This is a genomic window from Zoogloea oleivorans (assembly GCF_008107625.1).
GTDB classification, from domain to species: domain Bacteria; phylum Pseudomonadota; class Gammaproteobacteria; order Burkholderiales; family Rhodocyclaceae; genus Zoogloea; species Zoogloea oleivorans.
Window position 1 is genome coordinate 13,690 of record NZ_SDKK01000025.1, and the last position, 14,968, is coordinate 28,657.

17 protein-coding genes are annotated in these 14,968 nt (G+C 60.5%); all 17 read right to left on the reverse strand.

The genetic code is table 11. The features are described from left to right. Positions 1 to 912, reverse strand: a 912-nt coding sequence (gene trbL / locus ETQ85_RS20670; protein ID WP_148581019.1) for a P-type conjugative transfer protein TrbL, incomplete at its 3' end; no start/stop codon positions are given. 11 nt (positions 913 to 923) lie between these two features. Beyond that, positions 924 to 1,652, reverse strand: a complete 729-nt coding sequence (gene trbJ / locus ETQ85_RS20675) for a P-type conjugative transfer protein TrbJ (RefSeq protein ID WP_148580966.1) — start codon at positions 1,650 to 1,652, stop codon at positions 924 to 926. Then, positions 1,649 to 4,099, reverse strand: coding sequence for a conjugal transfer protein TrbE (gene trbE / locus ETQ85_RS20680; RefSeq protein WP_148580967.1), 2,451 nt, complete (start codon positions 4,097 to 4,099; stop codon positions 1,649 to 1,651). Before trbE ends, trbJ begins: the two co-directional genes overlap by 4 nt. Before the next feature lie 10 nt (positions 4,100 to 4,109). Then, positions 4,110 to 4,379, reverse strand: a complete 270-nt coding sequence (locus ETQ85_RS20685; protein ID WP_148580968.1) for a VirB3 family type IV secretion system protein — start codon at positions 4,377 to 4,379, stop codon at positions 4,110 to 4,112. Next, the gene (locus ETQ85_RS20690) at positions 4,376 to 4,753 is read right to left on the reverse strand and encodes a TrbC/VirB2 family type IV secretion system protein (RefSeq protein ID WP_148580969.1); all 378 of its coding nucleotides are present in this window, start codon (positions 4,751 to 4,753) and stop codon (positions 4,376 to 4,378) included. The genes ETQ85_RS20685 and ETQ85_RS20690 overlap by 4 nt, the downstream gene beginning before the upstream one ends. Next, a complete protein-coding gene (gene trbB, locus ETQ85_RS20695; RefSeq protein ID WP_148580970.1) occupies positions 4,750 to 5,802 on the reverse strand; it encodes a P-type conjugative transfer ATPase TrbB in 1,053 nt (350 codons plus the stop codon). Before trbB ends, ETQ85_RS20690 begins: the two co-directional genes overlap by 4 nt. Beyond that, positions 5,799 to 6,263 carry a ribbon-helix-helix protein, CopG family gene (locus ETQ85_RS20700; RefSeq protein WP_148580971.1) on the reverse strand — a complete coding sequence of 155 codons (465 nt, stop codon included), beginning with the start codon at positions 6,261 to 6,263 and terminating at the stop codon, positions 5,799 to 5,801. Before ETQ85_RS20700 ends, trbB begins: the two co-directional genes overlap by 4 nt. Next, complete coding sequence (locus ETQ85_RS20705; protein WP_148580972.1) at positions 6,260 to 8,272, reverse strand: conjugal transfer protein TraG; 2,013 nt, start codon at positions 8,270 to 8,272, stop codon at positions 6,260 to 6,262. Before ETQ85_RS20705 ends, ETQ85_RS20700 begins: the two co-directional genes overlap by 4 nt. A 225-nt stretch (positions 8,273 to 8,497) precedes the next feature. After that, positions 8,498 to 8,761, reverse strand: coding sequence for an EexN family lipoprotein (locus tag ETQ85_RS20710; RefSeq protein ID WP_104729099.1), 264 nt, complete (start codon positions 8,759 to 8,761; stop codon positions 8,498 to 8,500). Continuing rightward, positions 8,758 to 9,702: a LysR family transcriptional regulator gene (locus ETQ85_RS20715; RefSeq protein WP_148580973.1), complete on the reverse strand. Its 945-nt coding sequence runs from the start codon at positions 9,700 to 9,702 to the stop codon at positions 8,758 to 8,760. The genes ETQ85_RS20710 and ETQ85_RS20715 overlap by 4 nt, the downstream gene beginning before the upstream one ends. Before the next feature lie 188 nt (positions 9,703 to 9,890). Next, positions 9,891 to 10,412 (reverse strand): MarR family winged helix-turn-helix transcriptional regulator, encoded by a 522-nt coding sequence (locus ETQ85_RS20720; protein WP_148580974.1) that lies wholly within the window; start codon positions 10,410 to 10,412, stop codon positions 9,891 to 9,893. Positions 10,413 to 10,823: 411 nt separating this feature from the next. Continuing rightward, entirely contained in the window at positions 10,824 to 11,636 is an 813-nt protein-coding gene (locus tag ETQ85_RS20725) for an AraC family transcriptional regulator (protein WP_172974698.1), read from the reverse strand. 44 nt (positions 11,637 to 11,680) lie between these two features. Beyond that, positions 11,681 to 12,432 (reverse strand): IS5 family transposase gene (locus tag ETQ85_RS20730; RefSeq protein ID WP_246128628.1). Its coding sequence is split into 2 segments (ribosomal slippage): positions 11,681 to 12,105 and positions 12,105 to 12,432, totalling 753 coding nucleotides; the frame shifts between segments, so codons are not numbered across the junction. Between the two features lie 184 nt (positions 12,433 to 12,616). Further along, positions 12,617 to 12,904, reverse strand: a complete 288-nt coding sequence (locus tag ETQ85_RS20735) for a hypothetical protein (RefSeq protein ID WP_152089371.1) — start codon at positions 12,902 to 12,904, stop codon at positions 12,617 to 12,619. A gap of 313 nt (positions 12,905 to 13,217) precedes the next feature. Then, a complete protein-coding gene (locus ETQ85_RS20740; protein WP_148580977.1) occupies positions 13,218 to 13,604 on the reverse strand; it encodes a hypothetical protein in 387 nt (128 codons plus the stop codon). Positions 13,605 to 13,704: 100 nt separating this feature from the next. Then, on the reverse strand, positions 13,705 to 14,328 hold the full coding sequence (locus ETQ85_RS20745; RefSeq protein WP_197739054.1) for a hypothetical protein: 624 nt from the start codon (positions 14,326 to 14,328) through the stop codon (positions 13,705 to 13,707). A gap of 154 nt (positions 14,329 to 14,482) precedes the next feature. Beyond that, positions 14,483 to 14,908 carry an organic hydroperoxide resistance protein gene (locus ETQ85_RS20750; RefSeq protein ID WP_104727266.1) on the reverse strand — a complete coding sequence of 142 codons (426 nt, stop codon included), beginning with the start codon at positions 14,906 to 14,908 and terminating at the stop codon, positions 14,483 to 14,485. Positions 14,909 to 14,968 lie beyond the last annotated feature (60 nt).

Genomic DNA, 14,968 nt, shown 5'->3' on the forward strand with positions numbered 1-14,968 from the left:
GCCGGCCGCCACCGCGCTGCCCACGCCGGTCGCGGCAGCACCGACAGCGACGGCCGTACCGGCTGCGCCCATCGCTGCACCGGCCATCGCACCCGCGCCAAGCTGCGGCGCGCCGGACACCAGGCCGGTGGCGATGCCTGGGCCGAAGATGCCGAGTGCGAGCATGGCGAGCGAGGCCAGCATCACCACCAGTGCATGATCAATGGATGGCTCACTGGGCGTGACCTGGAACTCGGCGAACAGCCCCGTACCAATGCCCACGATCACGGCCAGCACCAGCACCTTGATGCCCGAGGACACCACGTTGCCGAGCACCTTTTCGGCAAGGAACGCGGTCTTGTTCCAGAGCGCGAACGGTACCAGCACGAAGCCGGCGAGCGTGGTCAGCTTGAATTCGATCAGCGTGACGAAGAGCTGCACAGCCAGCACGAAGAAGCTGATGATGACGATCAGCCAGGCGAGGAACATCACCACGATCGGCGCGATGTTGATGAACACCTCTGGGAAGCCGGCCATCTCACTGATCTGTTGCAGGATGGGCGCAGCCGCGTCGATGCCGGTTTTGGCGAGGCGCCCCGGCTGCAGGAAGGTCGCCATGGTCATGGTCGAACCGGAAGCCGTCAGGCCGAGACCCGCGAAGGACCGGAACACGATGCTCGCCAGCCAGTTGAAATTGCCGATGATGTAGGCGAAGGCACCGACGTAGAGCACCTTGCGCAGGAGCTTGGCCATCACGTCCTCGCCCTGGCCGGTGGCATGGCCCAGCGCCCAATAGAGGCCGGCCAGGGTCATGTCGATCGCCACCAGCGTCGCGGTCAAGAACGCGACTTCACCGTGCAGCAGGCCGAACCCCGAATCGATGTACGTGGAGAAGACATTGAGGAAACGGTCGATGACGGAGACGTCGTTCATGGCCGCATCCGTCAGTTGCCGTAGAAGTTCACGGACTGCGGCGTGTACGCCGTGCCGCTACCGAGGAAGCGGCGCGTCACCTCGCGTCCACGCTCGACGGCAGCGGCTTGACGCGCCAGTTCCAGCGAAGCTGCACGCCCCTGCGTGAGCTGGAGCTGCTGGGTCTGGATGGACTGCTTGGCTTGCAGGGCCAGGAGCTGATTAGTGGCCTGCATGGCCTGCAAGGCGCCAGTGGCCGACTGGCTCTGGTCAACTAGATCGGCCAACACGCCCTCATCCTGGTTCAGGTTCTGCGACACCTGCGCTTGCATGCGCATGGCGGTGCGCAAGCCCTGGAGCGTGTTTTGCCAGCGCTGGTGTGCGTCCTGGAACATCCGATTGCCGCTCACGGTGGCGGCGTACTGCTCCGGGTACAGTTGCCCGACCTGCTGGTCCATGTTCTGGATGTCGAAGGCCAGCCCGCGCGCTTGGCCGATCAGTTGCCGCGTCGTGTCCAGGTTGCTCCGCAGGCGATTGACCACGTTGAACGGCAGGCTTGCGAGGTTGCGGGCCTCGTTCATCAAGGATTGCGCTTCGTTCTGAAGCTGCTTGATCTGGTTGTTGATCTGCTCCAGCGTGTGCGCGGCAGTCAGGATGTTCTGGGCCAGATTCGTGGGGTCGATGACGACCCATTGCGCTTGAGCGACCGGCACGGCGCCGATCAGGGCAGCGACAGCGACGGCAAGAAGACGTTTTTTCATGGTGAAACCTCCAGAGGTTGGGAAGCAAGGAAGGACGCGGCCGAGGGAGCGGACGGCAACAGGTCGGCCGCCCAATCAAGGCCGCGATGGCGCAGCCACGCACCTGCGAAGCCGGGTGTTCCGGCATCGCGCAGTACGTTGTCGATAGCGCGTTGGTCCTGGGGCGTCGAAGCGCCCGCAAAGGCGAGCGTGACCGGCCCAAGGTCCAGATCGAACAGGCGATTGCCCAGACGCGACTGGTAGTAGTAGTCGCGCTTGGGCTGGGCGGTGGCGACGATCTCGATTTGCCTGCTGTTCAGCCCAAAGCCCTCGTAGATCGTGCGGATCTGCGGCTCGGTGGCCTGCGGGTTGGGCAGGAAGATGCGGCTCGCGCAGCTCTCGATGATCGCGGGCGCGATGGTCGAATCCTTGATGTCGGCTAGCGACTGCGTGGCGAAGATGACGCTGACGTTCTTCTTGCGCAGCGTCTTGAGCCACTGGCGAATGCGCGCCGCGAACACCGGGTCGTCAAGGAACAGCCACGCTTCATCGAGGATCAGCAGCGTCGGCGCGCCGTCGAAACGCTCATCGAAGCGCGCGAACAGATAGCCCAGCACGGCCAATACCGCGGCCTTGCTGTGCATCAGCTCCTCCATCTCGAAGCCCTGAACGTCGCCCACGCCCAGCCGGTCGCTGTCGGCATCGAGCAGCTTGCCGTGAGCGCCGCCGAGCACGTAGGGAGCGAGTGCCTGCCGCAGCACGTTGGATTGCAGCAGCACCGACAAGCCGGTGAGCGTGCGCTGCTCTACAGGCGCACCCGCAAGACTGACGAGCGCCGACCAGATGGCCGCCTTCTCGTTCGGACCAACCGTAATGCCTTCTTGCCGCAGGCGACCTTCGACCCATTCGGCCGCCCAGGTGCGATAGCCTTCCCGGTCGATGCGTGCGAGCGGCTGAAATGCGATCGCGCCGTCGGCGCCGAGGTCGTAGTGCTCACCGCCCAGGCCGAGAATGGTGGCGCGCATCGAACGCCCCATGTCGAAAGCGAAGATGCGTGAGCCGGGATAGCGGCGGAACTGCATCGCCAGCATGGCGAGCAGAACCGACTTGCCCATGCCGGTCGGGCCGGCCACCAGCGTATGCCCCACGTCGCCAATGTGCGTCACCAGTCGGAACGGCGTCGCGCCCTCGGTGCGGGTAACGATCAGCGGCGGGCCGTCGAGGTGGTCGTTTTTCTCCGGGCCGGCCCACACCGCCGATACCGGCATCAGGTGCGCGAGGTTCAGAGTCGAGACGATGGGCTGGCGGACATTGGCGTAGGCATTACCCGGCACCGACGACAGCCAGGCCTCCACGGCATTCAGCGTCTCCGGCATCGTCACGAAGCCACGGCCCTGGATGACGCGCTCCACCCTACGCAGCTTCTCGTCGGCCGCGTTGGCGTCGGCATCCAGCACGGTGACGGTCGCAGTGACGTAGCCGAAGGCGACCTGATCGCTGCCCAGCTCCTGCAAAGCTGCGTCCGCGTCGGCAGACTTGTTGCTGGCGTCGGTATCGACCAGCGGCGACTCCTGCTGGAAGATCGTCTCACGCAGTAGCGCGAGGACGTTCTTGCGCTTGGCGAACCACTGCCGGCGCAGGCGGCCCAACTCCTTCTCAGCCTCGGCCTTGTCCATGCACAGGAAGCGCGTGCTCCAGCGGTAGGCGAAGCCCAGGCGGTTGAGGTCATCCAGAATCCCCGGCCAGGTCGAGGTCGGAAAGCCGCGTATCGTCACGACGCGCAGGTGCTGGTCGCCCAGCATGGGCGCGAGGCCGCCGACCAGCGGTGCATCGGCCAGTAGTGCATCGAGATGGAACGGCACTTCCGGCACGCCGATGCGATAGCGATGCGTCGAAACGGTCGCATGCAGGTAAGTCAGCGTCTGGCTGTCGTCGAGCCAGTCGATCTCCGGCATCACGCCGTCCAGCAGGTCATAGATACGGTCGGTTTCGGCGACAAAGGCCAACAGGCGTTCGCGCCAGTCCACGCCTTGCGTGGGCGTGTTCTCGTAGAGCATCTTGGCCGCGCGTGCGCGGGACTCCTCGGGCGGCAGGTATTGCAGCGTGAGGTGATAGCCGCTCTCGAAATGGTGGCCAGACTCTTCGAAGGTCGCGCGCCGTTCCTCGTCCACCAGCCAGGACAGCGGCTCCGGAAAATCCGAGTGCGGATAGTCCGCTGCAGGCAGGCGTTCAGCTTCGATGAACAGCGCCCAACCGGAGCCGAGCCGGCGCAGCGCGTTGTTCAGCCGCGCCGTGGTGGCGATCAGCTCGCCCTGCGTCGCGCTGTCCAGGTCCGGCCCGCGAAAGCGCGCCGTGCGCTGGAAACTGCCGTCCTTGTTGAGCACGACACCCGGTGCGACCAGACCGGCCCAGGGCAACCAGTCGGCAAGCAAAGCCGGGCGCTGGCGGTATTCGGCGAGGTTCAGCATGGCATGGTCCTCACACGTCCAGCAGCGGTTTGTGTTTCAGGTGCGTGGCAAACACCTGCATGAATTGCGGATCGACTCGTGCCCCCCACATCGCCAGGGAGTGGCCGACGATCCAGAGCACCAGGCCCGGAATCCACAGTTGCAGGCCCAGCCCAACAGCGGCGGCCAGCGTGCCATTGGCAATTGCCACGGTGCGCGGCGCGCCACCCAGCAGGATCGGCTCGGTCAGCGAGCGATGCAGCGGAATCTCGAAGCCCGGCAGGTCGTGAGTCGCGCTCATACGACCGCCCCGCCGGAGAAGCTGAAGAACGACAGGAAGAACGAGGACGCGGCGAAGGCGATGGACAGACCAAACACGATCTGGATCAGCTTGCGAAAGCCTCCTGACGTATCGCCGAAGGCCAGCGCCAGGCCCGTCGAAATGATGATGATGACCGCGATGATCCGAGCCACCGGCCCCTGGATCGAGTCGAGGATGGATTGCAGCGGCCCTTCCCAGGGCATCGAGGAACCGGCTGCCTTCGCGGTGCCCGCCGTCAGCAGCATCGCGGCGGCCAACAATAGACCGTGATGGGCAGGCTCAGACAGACGGCGCAAGCGTGCAAGGATCGAAGCCGGATTTACGGAAATACGGAAAGCATGGGCGTGCGTCATGGCAGTTCTCCAGAGTGGTTGAGGGAAAGAGAAGGAAGGGACGAAGGAACGATGGAAGACAGCGGCAGCAACTCTGGAAATGGCGTTTCCAAGGCTTCCGTCAGGCGATAACCCACGCCATCGAAGCCGGCGACACGGGCGATGGTTTCGATGCGGCGCTTGCGGCCACGGCCGACGATGAACACGACCACGTTCACCGCCTCGGCGATCAATGCGCGCGGCGGATTCACGGCGACTTCGAGAACCAACTGCTCCAGACGCAGCAACGCGCCCAGTGCGGAGCCGGCATGAATGGTGGCGATGCCGCCGGGATGGCCGGTTCCCCATACCTTGATGAGATCCAGGGCCTCGCCGCCGCGCACCTCGCCGACCACCACGCGGTCTGGGCGCAACCGCATCGTGGCGCGCACCAGTTCGGTCATCGACACGACGCCCACACGCGTACGCAGCGGCACGTGGTCGCGCGCGGCGCATTGCAGCTCGATGGTGTCTTCGAGCACCAATACGCGGTCGCCGGTGACGGTGATCTCGGCGAGCAAGGCGTTCGCCAGCGTCGTCTTGCCAGTGCTGGTGCCGCCAGCGATCAGGATGTTCTGCCGCTCGCGCACCGCGTGGCGCAGGAATTCGGCCTGTGGGGCGGACAGAATGCCGTCGGCGACGTAGCGCTCCAGGCCGATGATGTTCACGGCCCGCTTGCGCAGCGCGAAGGCTGGCCCCGGCGCGGCGGGCGGCATAATGCCCTCGAAGCGTTCGCCCGTCTCGGGTAGCTCGGCGGTCAGCAGCGGCTGGCCGCGATGGACCTCCGCGCCGACGTGTGCGGCGACCAGCCGAATGATGCGTTCGCCGTCTTCTTCAGACAGTTCCACGCCCAGCGGTGCGCGGCCGGAGGACAGACGATCGACCCACAGTGACCGATCGGGGTTGAGCATGATTTCCACCACGTCCGGGTCTTCCAGCGCGGCGGCGATCACCGGCCCCATGGCCGTGCGCAGCATGCGAATGCGCCGGTCGAGCGACGTGGCGGTGAACGACTCGGGCTGCGCGCTCATGATGCACGCTCCTGGGCTTCGGCCAACGCCGCCGCTTCGTCCAGCCGTGCAGAGTCGGGGTGAAGTTCTTCCATCACGTCGCGTACCAGGCTGCGCCCACGCAACAGGTGACGGCCAAGCTGTTCGACGAACTGCTCGAAGCGCGCCTTGCCCTGGGCACGGGCCGCTTCCTGGTGTGCTTCGGGCACTGGCGTGCTGACGGTCAGGAAGTAGCGAACGAATAGCGCCAGCGTCTCGATCTCGATGTTCTGGTCGCGCTCCAGCCGCTCGAACTGGCGTGACAGCCGATCAAGCCGCTTGGCAATGGCCGCCTCGCGCTGATCGCCCGCGTCCGGCGACAACCAAGATGCCAGTGCCGCCGCGACGATGGACGACTTGGACACGCCTTTCTTGGCGGCCAGCTCGTCCAGGCGCTTCGCGTGCTCGGGCGGAATGAACAGGTTGAGGCGGTATTGGCTCATAGCTGGATTCCGTCGTCAGGGTCGAGTGATGCCAGCCGGGCCGTGCGTTGCATGGCCGGGTCGAGCTGGCGGGGGAATGAGGCAAAGGCAGGCAGCGGCAAGTCGTCGTCATCGAGCAGCGCAAGGTCGTTGCTGGCAGGCTCCTGCTCGGGGTGGTACTCGGCGACTTCGGACAGCTCCGGCTGACGGCGTGGCCCGCCGTCATCGGCGGTGCTGGCTTCGCTGTCGGCCAAGGCTGCTGCGTGTGCGGTTGGTACGGTGGGGATTGCCAGACCACTCCAGTCGTCAGGCTGCCGAGGCGGCGCGTCGGCGTAGCGACTGGCTGCAAGCGCGGGCGGCGGTAGTACGCGCCGCTTGAAGTTCACGTCGGCGTAGTAGCGCAGTTTCTTGGCCTTGATCGGTGCCACGCTGGACACCATCACCACGGCCTCGTCGGGCGGAAGCTGCATCACTTCGCCGGGCGTCAGCAGCGGCCGCGCCGTTTCCTGCCGCGACACCATCAGGTGCCCTAGCCACGGTGCAAGCCGATGACCGGCATAGTTGCGCTGCGCGCGCAGCTCGGTGGCCGTGCCCAGCGTCTCCGAAATGCGCTTGGCAGTGCGTTCGTCGTTGGTGGCGAACGTCACCCGGACATGGCAGTTGTCGAGGATGGAATGGTTCTGGCCGTAGGCTTTGTCGATCTGGTTGAGCGACTGCGCGATCAGGAAGCTGCGAATGCCGTAACCGGCCATGAACGCCAGCGCCGTCTCAAAGAAGTCGAGTCGGCCCAGCGCCGGGAACTCGTCGAGCATCAATAGCAGCTTGTGGCGGCGCGCGATGCCGTCGCTGCCGTCAAGCGATTCGGTCAGGCGCCGGCCGATCTGGTTGAGAATCAGGCGCACCAGCGGTTTGGTGCGGCTGATGTCGGACGGCGGCACAACCAGGTATAGCGATACCGGATGCTCTGCCGAAATCAGGTCGGCGATGCGCCAGTCGCAGCGCGAGGTGACTTCGGCCACCGTGGGGTCGCGGTACAAGCCGAGGAACGACATGGCCGTGGACAGCACGCCAGAACGCTCGTTGTCCGACTTATTCAACACTTCACGCGCAGCCGAAGCGACGACGGGATGCGGTGCATCGCCGAGGTGCCGTGTCGTCATCATCCGATGCAGCGTCAGCTCGAACGGGCATGCCGGGTCGGACAGGAAGTTGGCGACGCCGCGCAGCGTCTTGTCTTCACCGGCATAGAGCACATGCAGGATGGCGCCGACCAATAAGGCGTGCGAGGTCTTTTCCCAATGGTTGCGCCGCTCCAGCGCGCCTTCCGGGTCCACCAGAATGTCGGCGATGTTCTGCACGTCGCGCACTTCATGCGCACCGCGCCGAACCTCCAGCAGCGGGTTGTAGGCGGCAGATTTGGCATCGGTGGGGTTGAACAGCAGACAGTGGGAGAAGCGCGAACGCCAGCCGGCGGTGATCTGCCAGTTCTCACCCTTGATGTCGTGGATGACGGCGGACGCGGGCCAGGAAAGAAGCGTTGGCACCACCAGGCCCACGCCCTTGCCCGAGCGAGTCGGCGCGAAGGTCAGGACGTGTTCCGGTCCTTCGTGCCGCAGGTATTGGCCGTCATGCAGGCCGAGAAAAACACCAGCAGGCTGGTTCAGGCCAGCTTTGCTGATGTCGGCGGCATCGGCCCAACGAGCGGAACCATAGGTCGTGACAAGCTTCGATTGCCGCGAACGCCATACCGACATGCCGATGGCAACCAGTACGGCAGCTAGGCCGCTGCCGCCCGCGATCGCGCCGCCGATGTCGAAGACATGTGGCGCATAGGCATCGAAGAAGAACCACCACTCGAACAGCCGCCAAGGGTGATAGACCGGTGTGCCGAAAAAATCGAACCAGGGCGAGCCGAGGCGTAGCTGGTAGCCCAGGGCGGCGGCTGCCCATTGTGTGGCACCCCACACACCGGCGATCACAATGCCGAAAACAACGGCGATCTGTCCGAACAGCACACCCTGACCTTGCATCCTGCCCTCCCAATTTCTCCTGCGCGACAAGTGGCACAAAAACATGCCGCATGTGCGAGATTCGGGGCTGGATCAAGGTCGGTCAAAGACTGTTATCAGGACAAAAATTCCTAAAACAGCATCAATCCATAAAGGAGCGAGTCCGGTAAAAAAGCCGCAAGCCAGGGCGCGTTGCGACGTGTCGAGCAAATAGATGAATTTCGTGGGAGGACAAAGACGAATGAATCAAAACTTGGCTTGTTCCTTCGGTGGGGTGTAGGGCGTCTTGCCGTCGCCGAGAAAGCGTAGGTTCGTCGCTCCGGCTACTCGGTTGCAAAGTTCATTGCCGAGTTTTGGACGATCCGTCTTGCACTGCTGACGCAGCTCCTTTAGTCGCGCAGGATCGGCGGCCAGTTCTTCCACGGTTGGTACGTTGACCTCGGTGGATGTTCCCGATGGACCGCACGCGACCAATGCTGCGACCAGCAAGAACGGTACGATATTCCTCATTGCTTGATGTCCTGTGGGTTGTAGGATTGTGAGGATGGCGCGTGCCTTAAACCTTCAGGTGACTCGATGGCCTGCACCCGTTCGATGAAGCGGGCCAAGACTTCCGAAATTTCTCCTTCTCTGCGCAGCAGATAGGTCGTCAGAATCGGTGAGCGGCCCGCCAGCGGACGCGCCACCACGCCTGCCTCTCGGCTGGAAGCGATTTGCGCTGCGCCAGTCAAACCCAGGGCAAAACCAGCCGACACCAGCGCCATCATCAAATCACTGGAGGTCACGCGCTCGGCGATCACGGGTTCTTGTTCTGCTCGTCGCAGTACACGATCGATCTGGCGTGCGTGGCCTTCGCATACCTGTGGATCGCACAACACCAGCGGATAACGCAGCACTTCATTGAGTGGGATGCGCTTGTGCGTCAACAGTGGATGCCGCGCTGGCACTGCGACCATCAGTGGATCGGTCCAAGCCGCTTCGGCAACTAGACCATCGCCAACCTCATCGGCTTGGCCAAACCCTACGTCGTACAGATCGCTATGCAGTCCCTTGATCTGCTGAGACAGCGGTACCTCGAACAACCGAATCTCGACATCCGGCTCCTCCTGTCGGCACAACGCCAGCAAAGCTGGCAGACGCGCGGGCGCAATGCCGTCGGACAGCGCAATGCGCAATTGGCTGTGGAAGCCTTTGGCAGCGGCCTTCACACTGTCGCGCGCCTGCTGCAAGGCGGTGAAGACACGCGGTACGTGCTCCAGGAACAACTTGCCTGCCGGTGTCAGACGTGTGCTGCGGCTGGTCCGGACGAACAATTGCTCTCCTAGGTCTTCTTCAAGTTCCTTGATGGTGCGCGACAGCGGCGATTGCTCAATGTGCAGTCGCTCGGCTGCGCGGGCGAAGTGGAGTTCTTCGGCGACTGCCAGGAAGCAGCGGAGGTGCCGAAACTCCATAGGTCATCCCTTTTTGATAGCAAGGTGAGGTGTGCTCAGCAGATTGACCATCGCTTCAATCTCCCTATGGCCAGTCCGCAATAGGGCTACCTCGGCACCGCCGGTGGTTAAGCGGCCAACGACTTCATGGTCCGGAAGGTAGGGGCAGGGTGCGTGTTTGAGAGCAAGGGACATATGGATTTGCTCTCCTATGCCTTTGCCAAAGGCGGGCTCGATCTAGGTGGGCGACTGGGCGCCTCAGATGATGTCGGATACTTGTGATCGGCTAGGATGCACACCAGAGACCTTACTGAGTTGCGCAGCTCCGCGACGGATGCCTCATCGAGCCCCAATTGACGAGAGAGTGTTTCCGGGACGGTCTTCGCGACATCGCGCAAATCATGTCCATGGGGCGTCAGTGTGACGAGCACCCGCCGCTCGTCCTCGGTATCGCGACGACGACTGATGAATCCGCCTTGTTCCATGCGCTTAAGCAATGGCGTCAAGGTGCCATTTTCCAGATATAGGCATTCACCAAGGTCGCCAACGCTGACCGGCGACCGTTCCCACAGCACCAACATGACCAGATACTGCGAATAGGTTAGGCCAAGCGGTTCCAGCACAGGTCGATAGACCCGGGTCAACAAGTTGGTTGCAGCATAGAGAGGGAAGCAAAGCTGGCGATCGAGTCGCAGGGGGTTGTCTTCTGGTGTACGCCGGACGGATTTCATGGTTGAGTGTGATACCTTGTCTAAAAGACAATCTAGCGATTGTATCGCTACCAACTTTAAGTGTAATGACAAAATTCCGTCCAGGGAAGACCTGCACGAGCCAGGAAAAGCGACGATTGGTAACAGCCTCACCCGATGTGGCGGCTGGAAGATGCTGAAAGGCCACAGTGTCGACCTCCGGATCAATTCGGCAAGAGGAAATCTAACGCACCAGCCTAAATCTTTATTTTCAAGGCGAATTGTGACGTTGCGCGCTCGCTGCTGATGATTCGCTGGGGAGAGCGAAAAATGCAGCGTGCACCATTTATAAATCCACATTGGCATTACTACGCGCGGTGAGTATTGCCGAAAAGCAAGGAGGCCCCAACTGAGCAAAGGCCCTTTCAAATTATGGAGATGCCGTGGTTCGCCCTAGGCCTGATCGAGGCTATCGGCGTTCAGGCGCTTTTTGCGAAAAGCTGTAGGAGTGAGGCCGAAATGTTCCTTGAATTTCCGATGAAACTGACTAACACTTGAAAACCCGCTGTCGATGGCTGCACCGGTGACTGTCTCCGTCAGATTCGAGAGCCGAGATGCCGCTTTTTGCAACCGCAAAGTATTTCTGAAGTCGACGATGCTTTTGCCAGTATGCTGGCGAAACTCCCGGGTTAGCAGACTGCGGGACATGCCAAAAAGTCTGGCCGCCTGATCCAGAGTTATTTCCTCATGCAGGTTGTCCTCGATCCAGGAAACCACTTCCTGCATTCTGCCGCGATAGCGATGGATGAGATTATCTGCGCTACTGGTTCGGCCTTTGACGTGCAGCGATAGCAGCAGACCCACGGCACTCCAACTCACCTGTTCAGCCAGCAAATTTTCGTTGCTGAAGCCGTCAGAAATCATATTAATAGTGGCTTCCAACCAGGACAAATGATCTGGAAAATCGGAAACCGTGATCCCCTCCTTACTCACGTCGCTGACCAAAGCCACCTGTTTGGGTGATAAGAAACGAGGTAAGTCGCTTGGGGGGCAGCAGGCGATCTTCAGACGGGCCACATCCCCCATGTGGATGACGATTCTGTAAGCAGTGTTGGGCGGGATCAGGACCAAGCGTCCCGGCAAAAATGCGATTTCGCGGGCATCCCCCGTATCGGCGATAAGACGCCCGCCCTCCTGACAACACACGATGAATTCAACCGCATCCTGCTGCAGGAGTTCGGATGTTTCCCGGACTTCGGTAGTCAAGCTCCAGAGCATCGGATTAACAGCAACTTAGGGCCTGTTCTCAATTACGCCAACCAGACGAAAGCACAAGCGAGATGAACGAAGGACAGGAATGACTGTGCGAGTTTGTCGTAGCGCGTAGCGATACGTCTGAATTGCTTGATCCGACAGAAGAAGCGCTCGATCAGATTGCGGTCCTTGTAGATATGGCGATCGAAGGTACGCGGGTTGAGTCGGTTGGCGCGAGGTGGAATGACCGCCTGGCTGCCTTGCGCCGTGATGGTTTCGATAAAGGCATCCGAGTCGTAGCCCTTGTCGGCCACAATGAACTCGGCGGGCTGATCTTTGATGAGTGCGCCCGCTTGTCCGATATCGGAGATCTGACCTGCCGTGAGAATGACTCGCACTGGATTGCCCAGGGAATCCACCGCCACATGCAACTTGGTGGTCAATCCACCCCGCGAGCGGCCGATTTGCGGGTCGCCCGCTTTTTTTGGGCGCCGGCAGCGTGTTGGTGGGCGCGCACGATCGTCGAGTCGAGGAACAGATATTCCATGTCGGCCTCGCTACGCAGCGCTGTGGCAACCCGCTCCCACACCCCTTTCTCGCGCCAGCGCGAGAAGCGAACGAAGGTCCGGTGCCAATGCCCCAGTTCCTCCGGGAGATCGCGCCACGGACTGCCCGTGCGCATGATCCACAGCACCGCTTCGACGAAGCGCCGATTGTCCTTGGCCGTAACACCACGGTCGGTCGCCTTGCCGGGCAAGAGTTGTTCAATGCGCGCCCACTGGTCGTCGCGCAGCATCTTCCGATCCATCCTGAGCTCAGCCGAAAAATCAGGATATAAGCAGATTCAGACCGCTGTGAACAGCCCCCTTGCTATGTCATTGACCGTAAACAACTTTTTTGACACGGCTTCCATTTGGCATGCCGATGATTCAGCAATTGAGAACAGGCCCTAGTATGTCAACATGGTCACTACGGCTACGGCCTTATGGTGCTCAAGCGTGGTTGAAAAGAGTGAAGTAGGCCAGAAGAAGGTAGCACGTAACGGCAAGCCCCCCGTGCACGATCACCACTCCCTTCGGATGTTCGCCTTTGGATCGTTTTGCAAAAAGCAAGGCCCCCAGGCCGATGATAACCAAGGCAATGACAATGTTGATCCAAACCCGAGTATCCCCGGAGAATGCCGCCACGATCGCTGCCAGCGCACCGATTAGCACAAAAACAACGTGGAGCACTTTGAAAATGGGGGATGTAGGCTTCTTGCGAAATACGTCACTGGCCATGATCAATCCGATCAGTGCTACGACAGTAAAGGCCCCCAGAGATAGCAATAGCATAATTCTTCCTTAAAAAACTTTGATTTTGAAAGAATGTTCCTAACGGAAAATCCACGAATCACCCTTCGGAAACACTATAGCCAGCCGCCACCTCTGAGTCTTGTCTTATCAGGTATGATATGTGTGCGATCGGCCATGAATACTCCATAAGACCTCCCGTTCTCGTAGCACTCGGAAGAATGCCGAGCATAACTGCTGCGTGTGCCCCTGCGGGGGAGGCACGCAGCACCTGTATATGCGCAAGATGGCATGGCAGTGATCAGATGGTTTTGATGACCATCACATAGGCGGAAAGCGCGAGGGCTGAAATCTGGATCAATAGTGCGACTCTTCGCTTCCTAGCCTCATGTGCGACGTCGAAAGTTTTCTTCGAAATGTTGGCAGCGATTCCGTGAACCGCAAATGCCGCAAGTCCAATATATGGAAATAGCATGGCTTGCCACGGCCCCACGACTGTCACCACCAAACCGGTCAGTCCTGCCAGTCCGGAAACTATTCGGTGAGCGATGTACATCATCTTCGCGTGGCCGCCCAAGCCGCCAGAGGTACTACGACTCCCATTCCAGGCCAGAACTGTCCAGACACCTGTCAGGAATATCGACAAGGTAGCGGTCAATAGATGACTATGCTTTATGGCTATATACATATGGGTTCCCTTTCGTCAGCGGCATCCTTCTTGGATAAGACAAATCGATTCGGCAGCGCGTGTGTAGTGCTTACCGAATCTGACTGTTTTCAATAAACACTTATTTAGGGCCTTCGACTCCGCTGGTCGATATCTTTTTAAATACTTCGCTGACTTCTTGCAGTGCCTTTTTGTCGGCTTCACTCAGTTTATTTGCTGGAGAACACCGAGGGTCGCTGAGCTGGAGTGCTTTAATCATTGCATCTGTCAATGGGATGGGTTGGCAGCCGTGGTTCTTTTCGCAAACGAGATCCCACTGCGGTTTGGCTTGAACATGGCACGCAAAACAATTTCCACCAAAGCGGTTGACCACATCGGTATAGCCACGTTTTCGGATCTTGGTGCCCTTGGCATCTACGTCTAGTTCAAAAAATTCCCAGTCATGTGTCTGTGGGTTTGTACCCTTAGGCTGTTTGACCATGACTTCGCCAGGAATTAACTGAACCACCGAACCCGGTGGATATGCGCCACCTTTATTGGATTTGGCGACAGCAACGGTTTCGTTCAGTTTTCCGGTCAGGCTGGCGACGTAGAATCCGCGCACCGGTGTCATTTTTGTGATGCACTGGAAAGAGCTATCGCTTACAGGAATGGATTCATTCTTGGACTTGTCGGCAAATGCTGGGACAACAAGCACGGTCGAAAGGGCAAGACCCAACAAAAGCTTTGTGTGGTTGACCATCATGGTTTCCTTTGCATAGATGGGTAAGCAGTGGCGCCATTCACGTCGTTCTTGGCGAACAGCATCCGAAGGTCGCAGGGGCGATGCACACGCGTCGACGCCACCGATGACCCAGCACCAGAAGTTCATCAGGCCTGTGGCACTACTGATTTGTTAATCAGCGTGTATGCACTGACAGCACAACATCGATGTTTCCCTTCGTGGCGTTCGAGTACGGGCAGATCTTGTGCGCCTCGGCGACGATTTCCTCTGCCTTGGCCTGGTCGACGCCAGCGATGGTTACATCCAGCGCAACCGTCAGGCCGAAGCCGCCACTACCATTCGGGGCAATGCCTGCTGTGGCGACAACTTCAATGTCGTTGTCCCGGACTTTCGTCTCTTTGTTGCGTGTGCCGTGGATGACGGCATTGCCGAAGCAGGCCGCGTAACCCGCCGCGAACAGTTGCTCGGGATTGGTTGCACCGCCTTTGCCCCCGAGCCCCGAAGGCAAGGCCAGTTGCAGGTTCAGCAGACCATCGTCGCTAAGCACAGTGCCGTTGCGGCCCCCGACGGCGGTGACCTTGGTCGAATACAGCGCACTCATGATGTTTTCTCCTAAGAGTGGATTAAGCCCATATGGACGGTAGCGATTATATCGCTAGCT

Coding starts and splice junctions, on each gene's coding strand:
- ETQ85_RS20740 (WP_148580977.1), bottom strand. CDS start 13,604: ATGTATATAGCCATAAAGCATAGTCATCTATTGACCGCTACCTTGTCG.
- trbJ (WP_148580966.1), bottom strand. CDS start 1,652: ATGAAAAAACGTCTTCTTGCCGTCGCTGTCGCTGCCCTGATCGGCGCC.
- ETQ85_RS20745 (WP_197739054.1), bottom strand. CDS start 14,328: ATGATGGTCAACCACACAAAGCTTTTGTTGGGTCTTGCCCTTTCGACC.
- ETQ85_RS20705 (WP_148580972.1), bottom strand. CDS start 8,272: ATGCAAGGTCAGGGTGTGCTGTTCGGACAGATCGCCGTTGTTTTCGGC.
- ETQ85_RS20720 (WP_148580974.1), bottom strand. CDS start 10,412: ATGAAATCCGTCCGGCGTACACCAGAAGACAACCCCCTGCGACTCGAT.
- ETQ85_RS20715 (WP_148580973.1), bottom strand. CDS start 9,702: ATGGAGTTTCGGCACCTCCGCTGCTTCCTGGCAGTCGCCGAAGAACTC.
- ETQ85_RS20685 (WP_148580968.1), bottom strand. CDS start 4,379: ATGAGCGCGACTCACGACCTGCCGGGCTTCGAGATTCCGCTGCATCGC.
- trbB (WP_148580970.1), bottom strand. CDS start 5,802: ATGAGCGCGCAGCCCGAGTCGTTCACCGCCACGTCGCTCGACCGGCGC.
- ETQ85_RS20735 (WP_152089371.1), bottom strand. CDS start 12,904: ATGGCCAGTGACGTATTTCGCAAGAAGCCTACATCCCCCATTTTCAAA.
- ETQ85_RS20700 (WP_148580971.1), bottom strand. CDS start 6,263: ATGAGCCAATACCGCCTCAACCTGTTCATTCCGCCCGAGCACGCGAAG.
- ETQ85_RS20690 (WP_148580969.1), bottom strand. CDS start 4,753: ATGACGCACGCCCATGCTTTCCGTATTTCCGTAAATCCGGCTTCGATC.
- ETQ85_RS20710 (WP_104729099.1), bottom strand. CDS start 8,761: ATGAGGAATATCGTACCGTTCTTGCTGGTCGCAGCATTGGTCGCGTGC.
- ETQ85_RS20750 (WP_104727266.1), bottom strand. CDS start 14,908: ATGAGTGCGCTGTATTCGACCAAGGTCACCGCCGTCGGGGGCCGCAAC.
- trbE (WP_148580967.1), bottom strand. CDS start 4,099: ATGCTGAACCTCGCCGAATACCGCCAGCGCCCGGCTTTGCTTGCCGAC.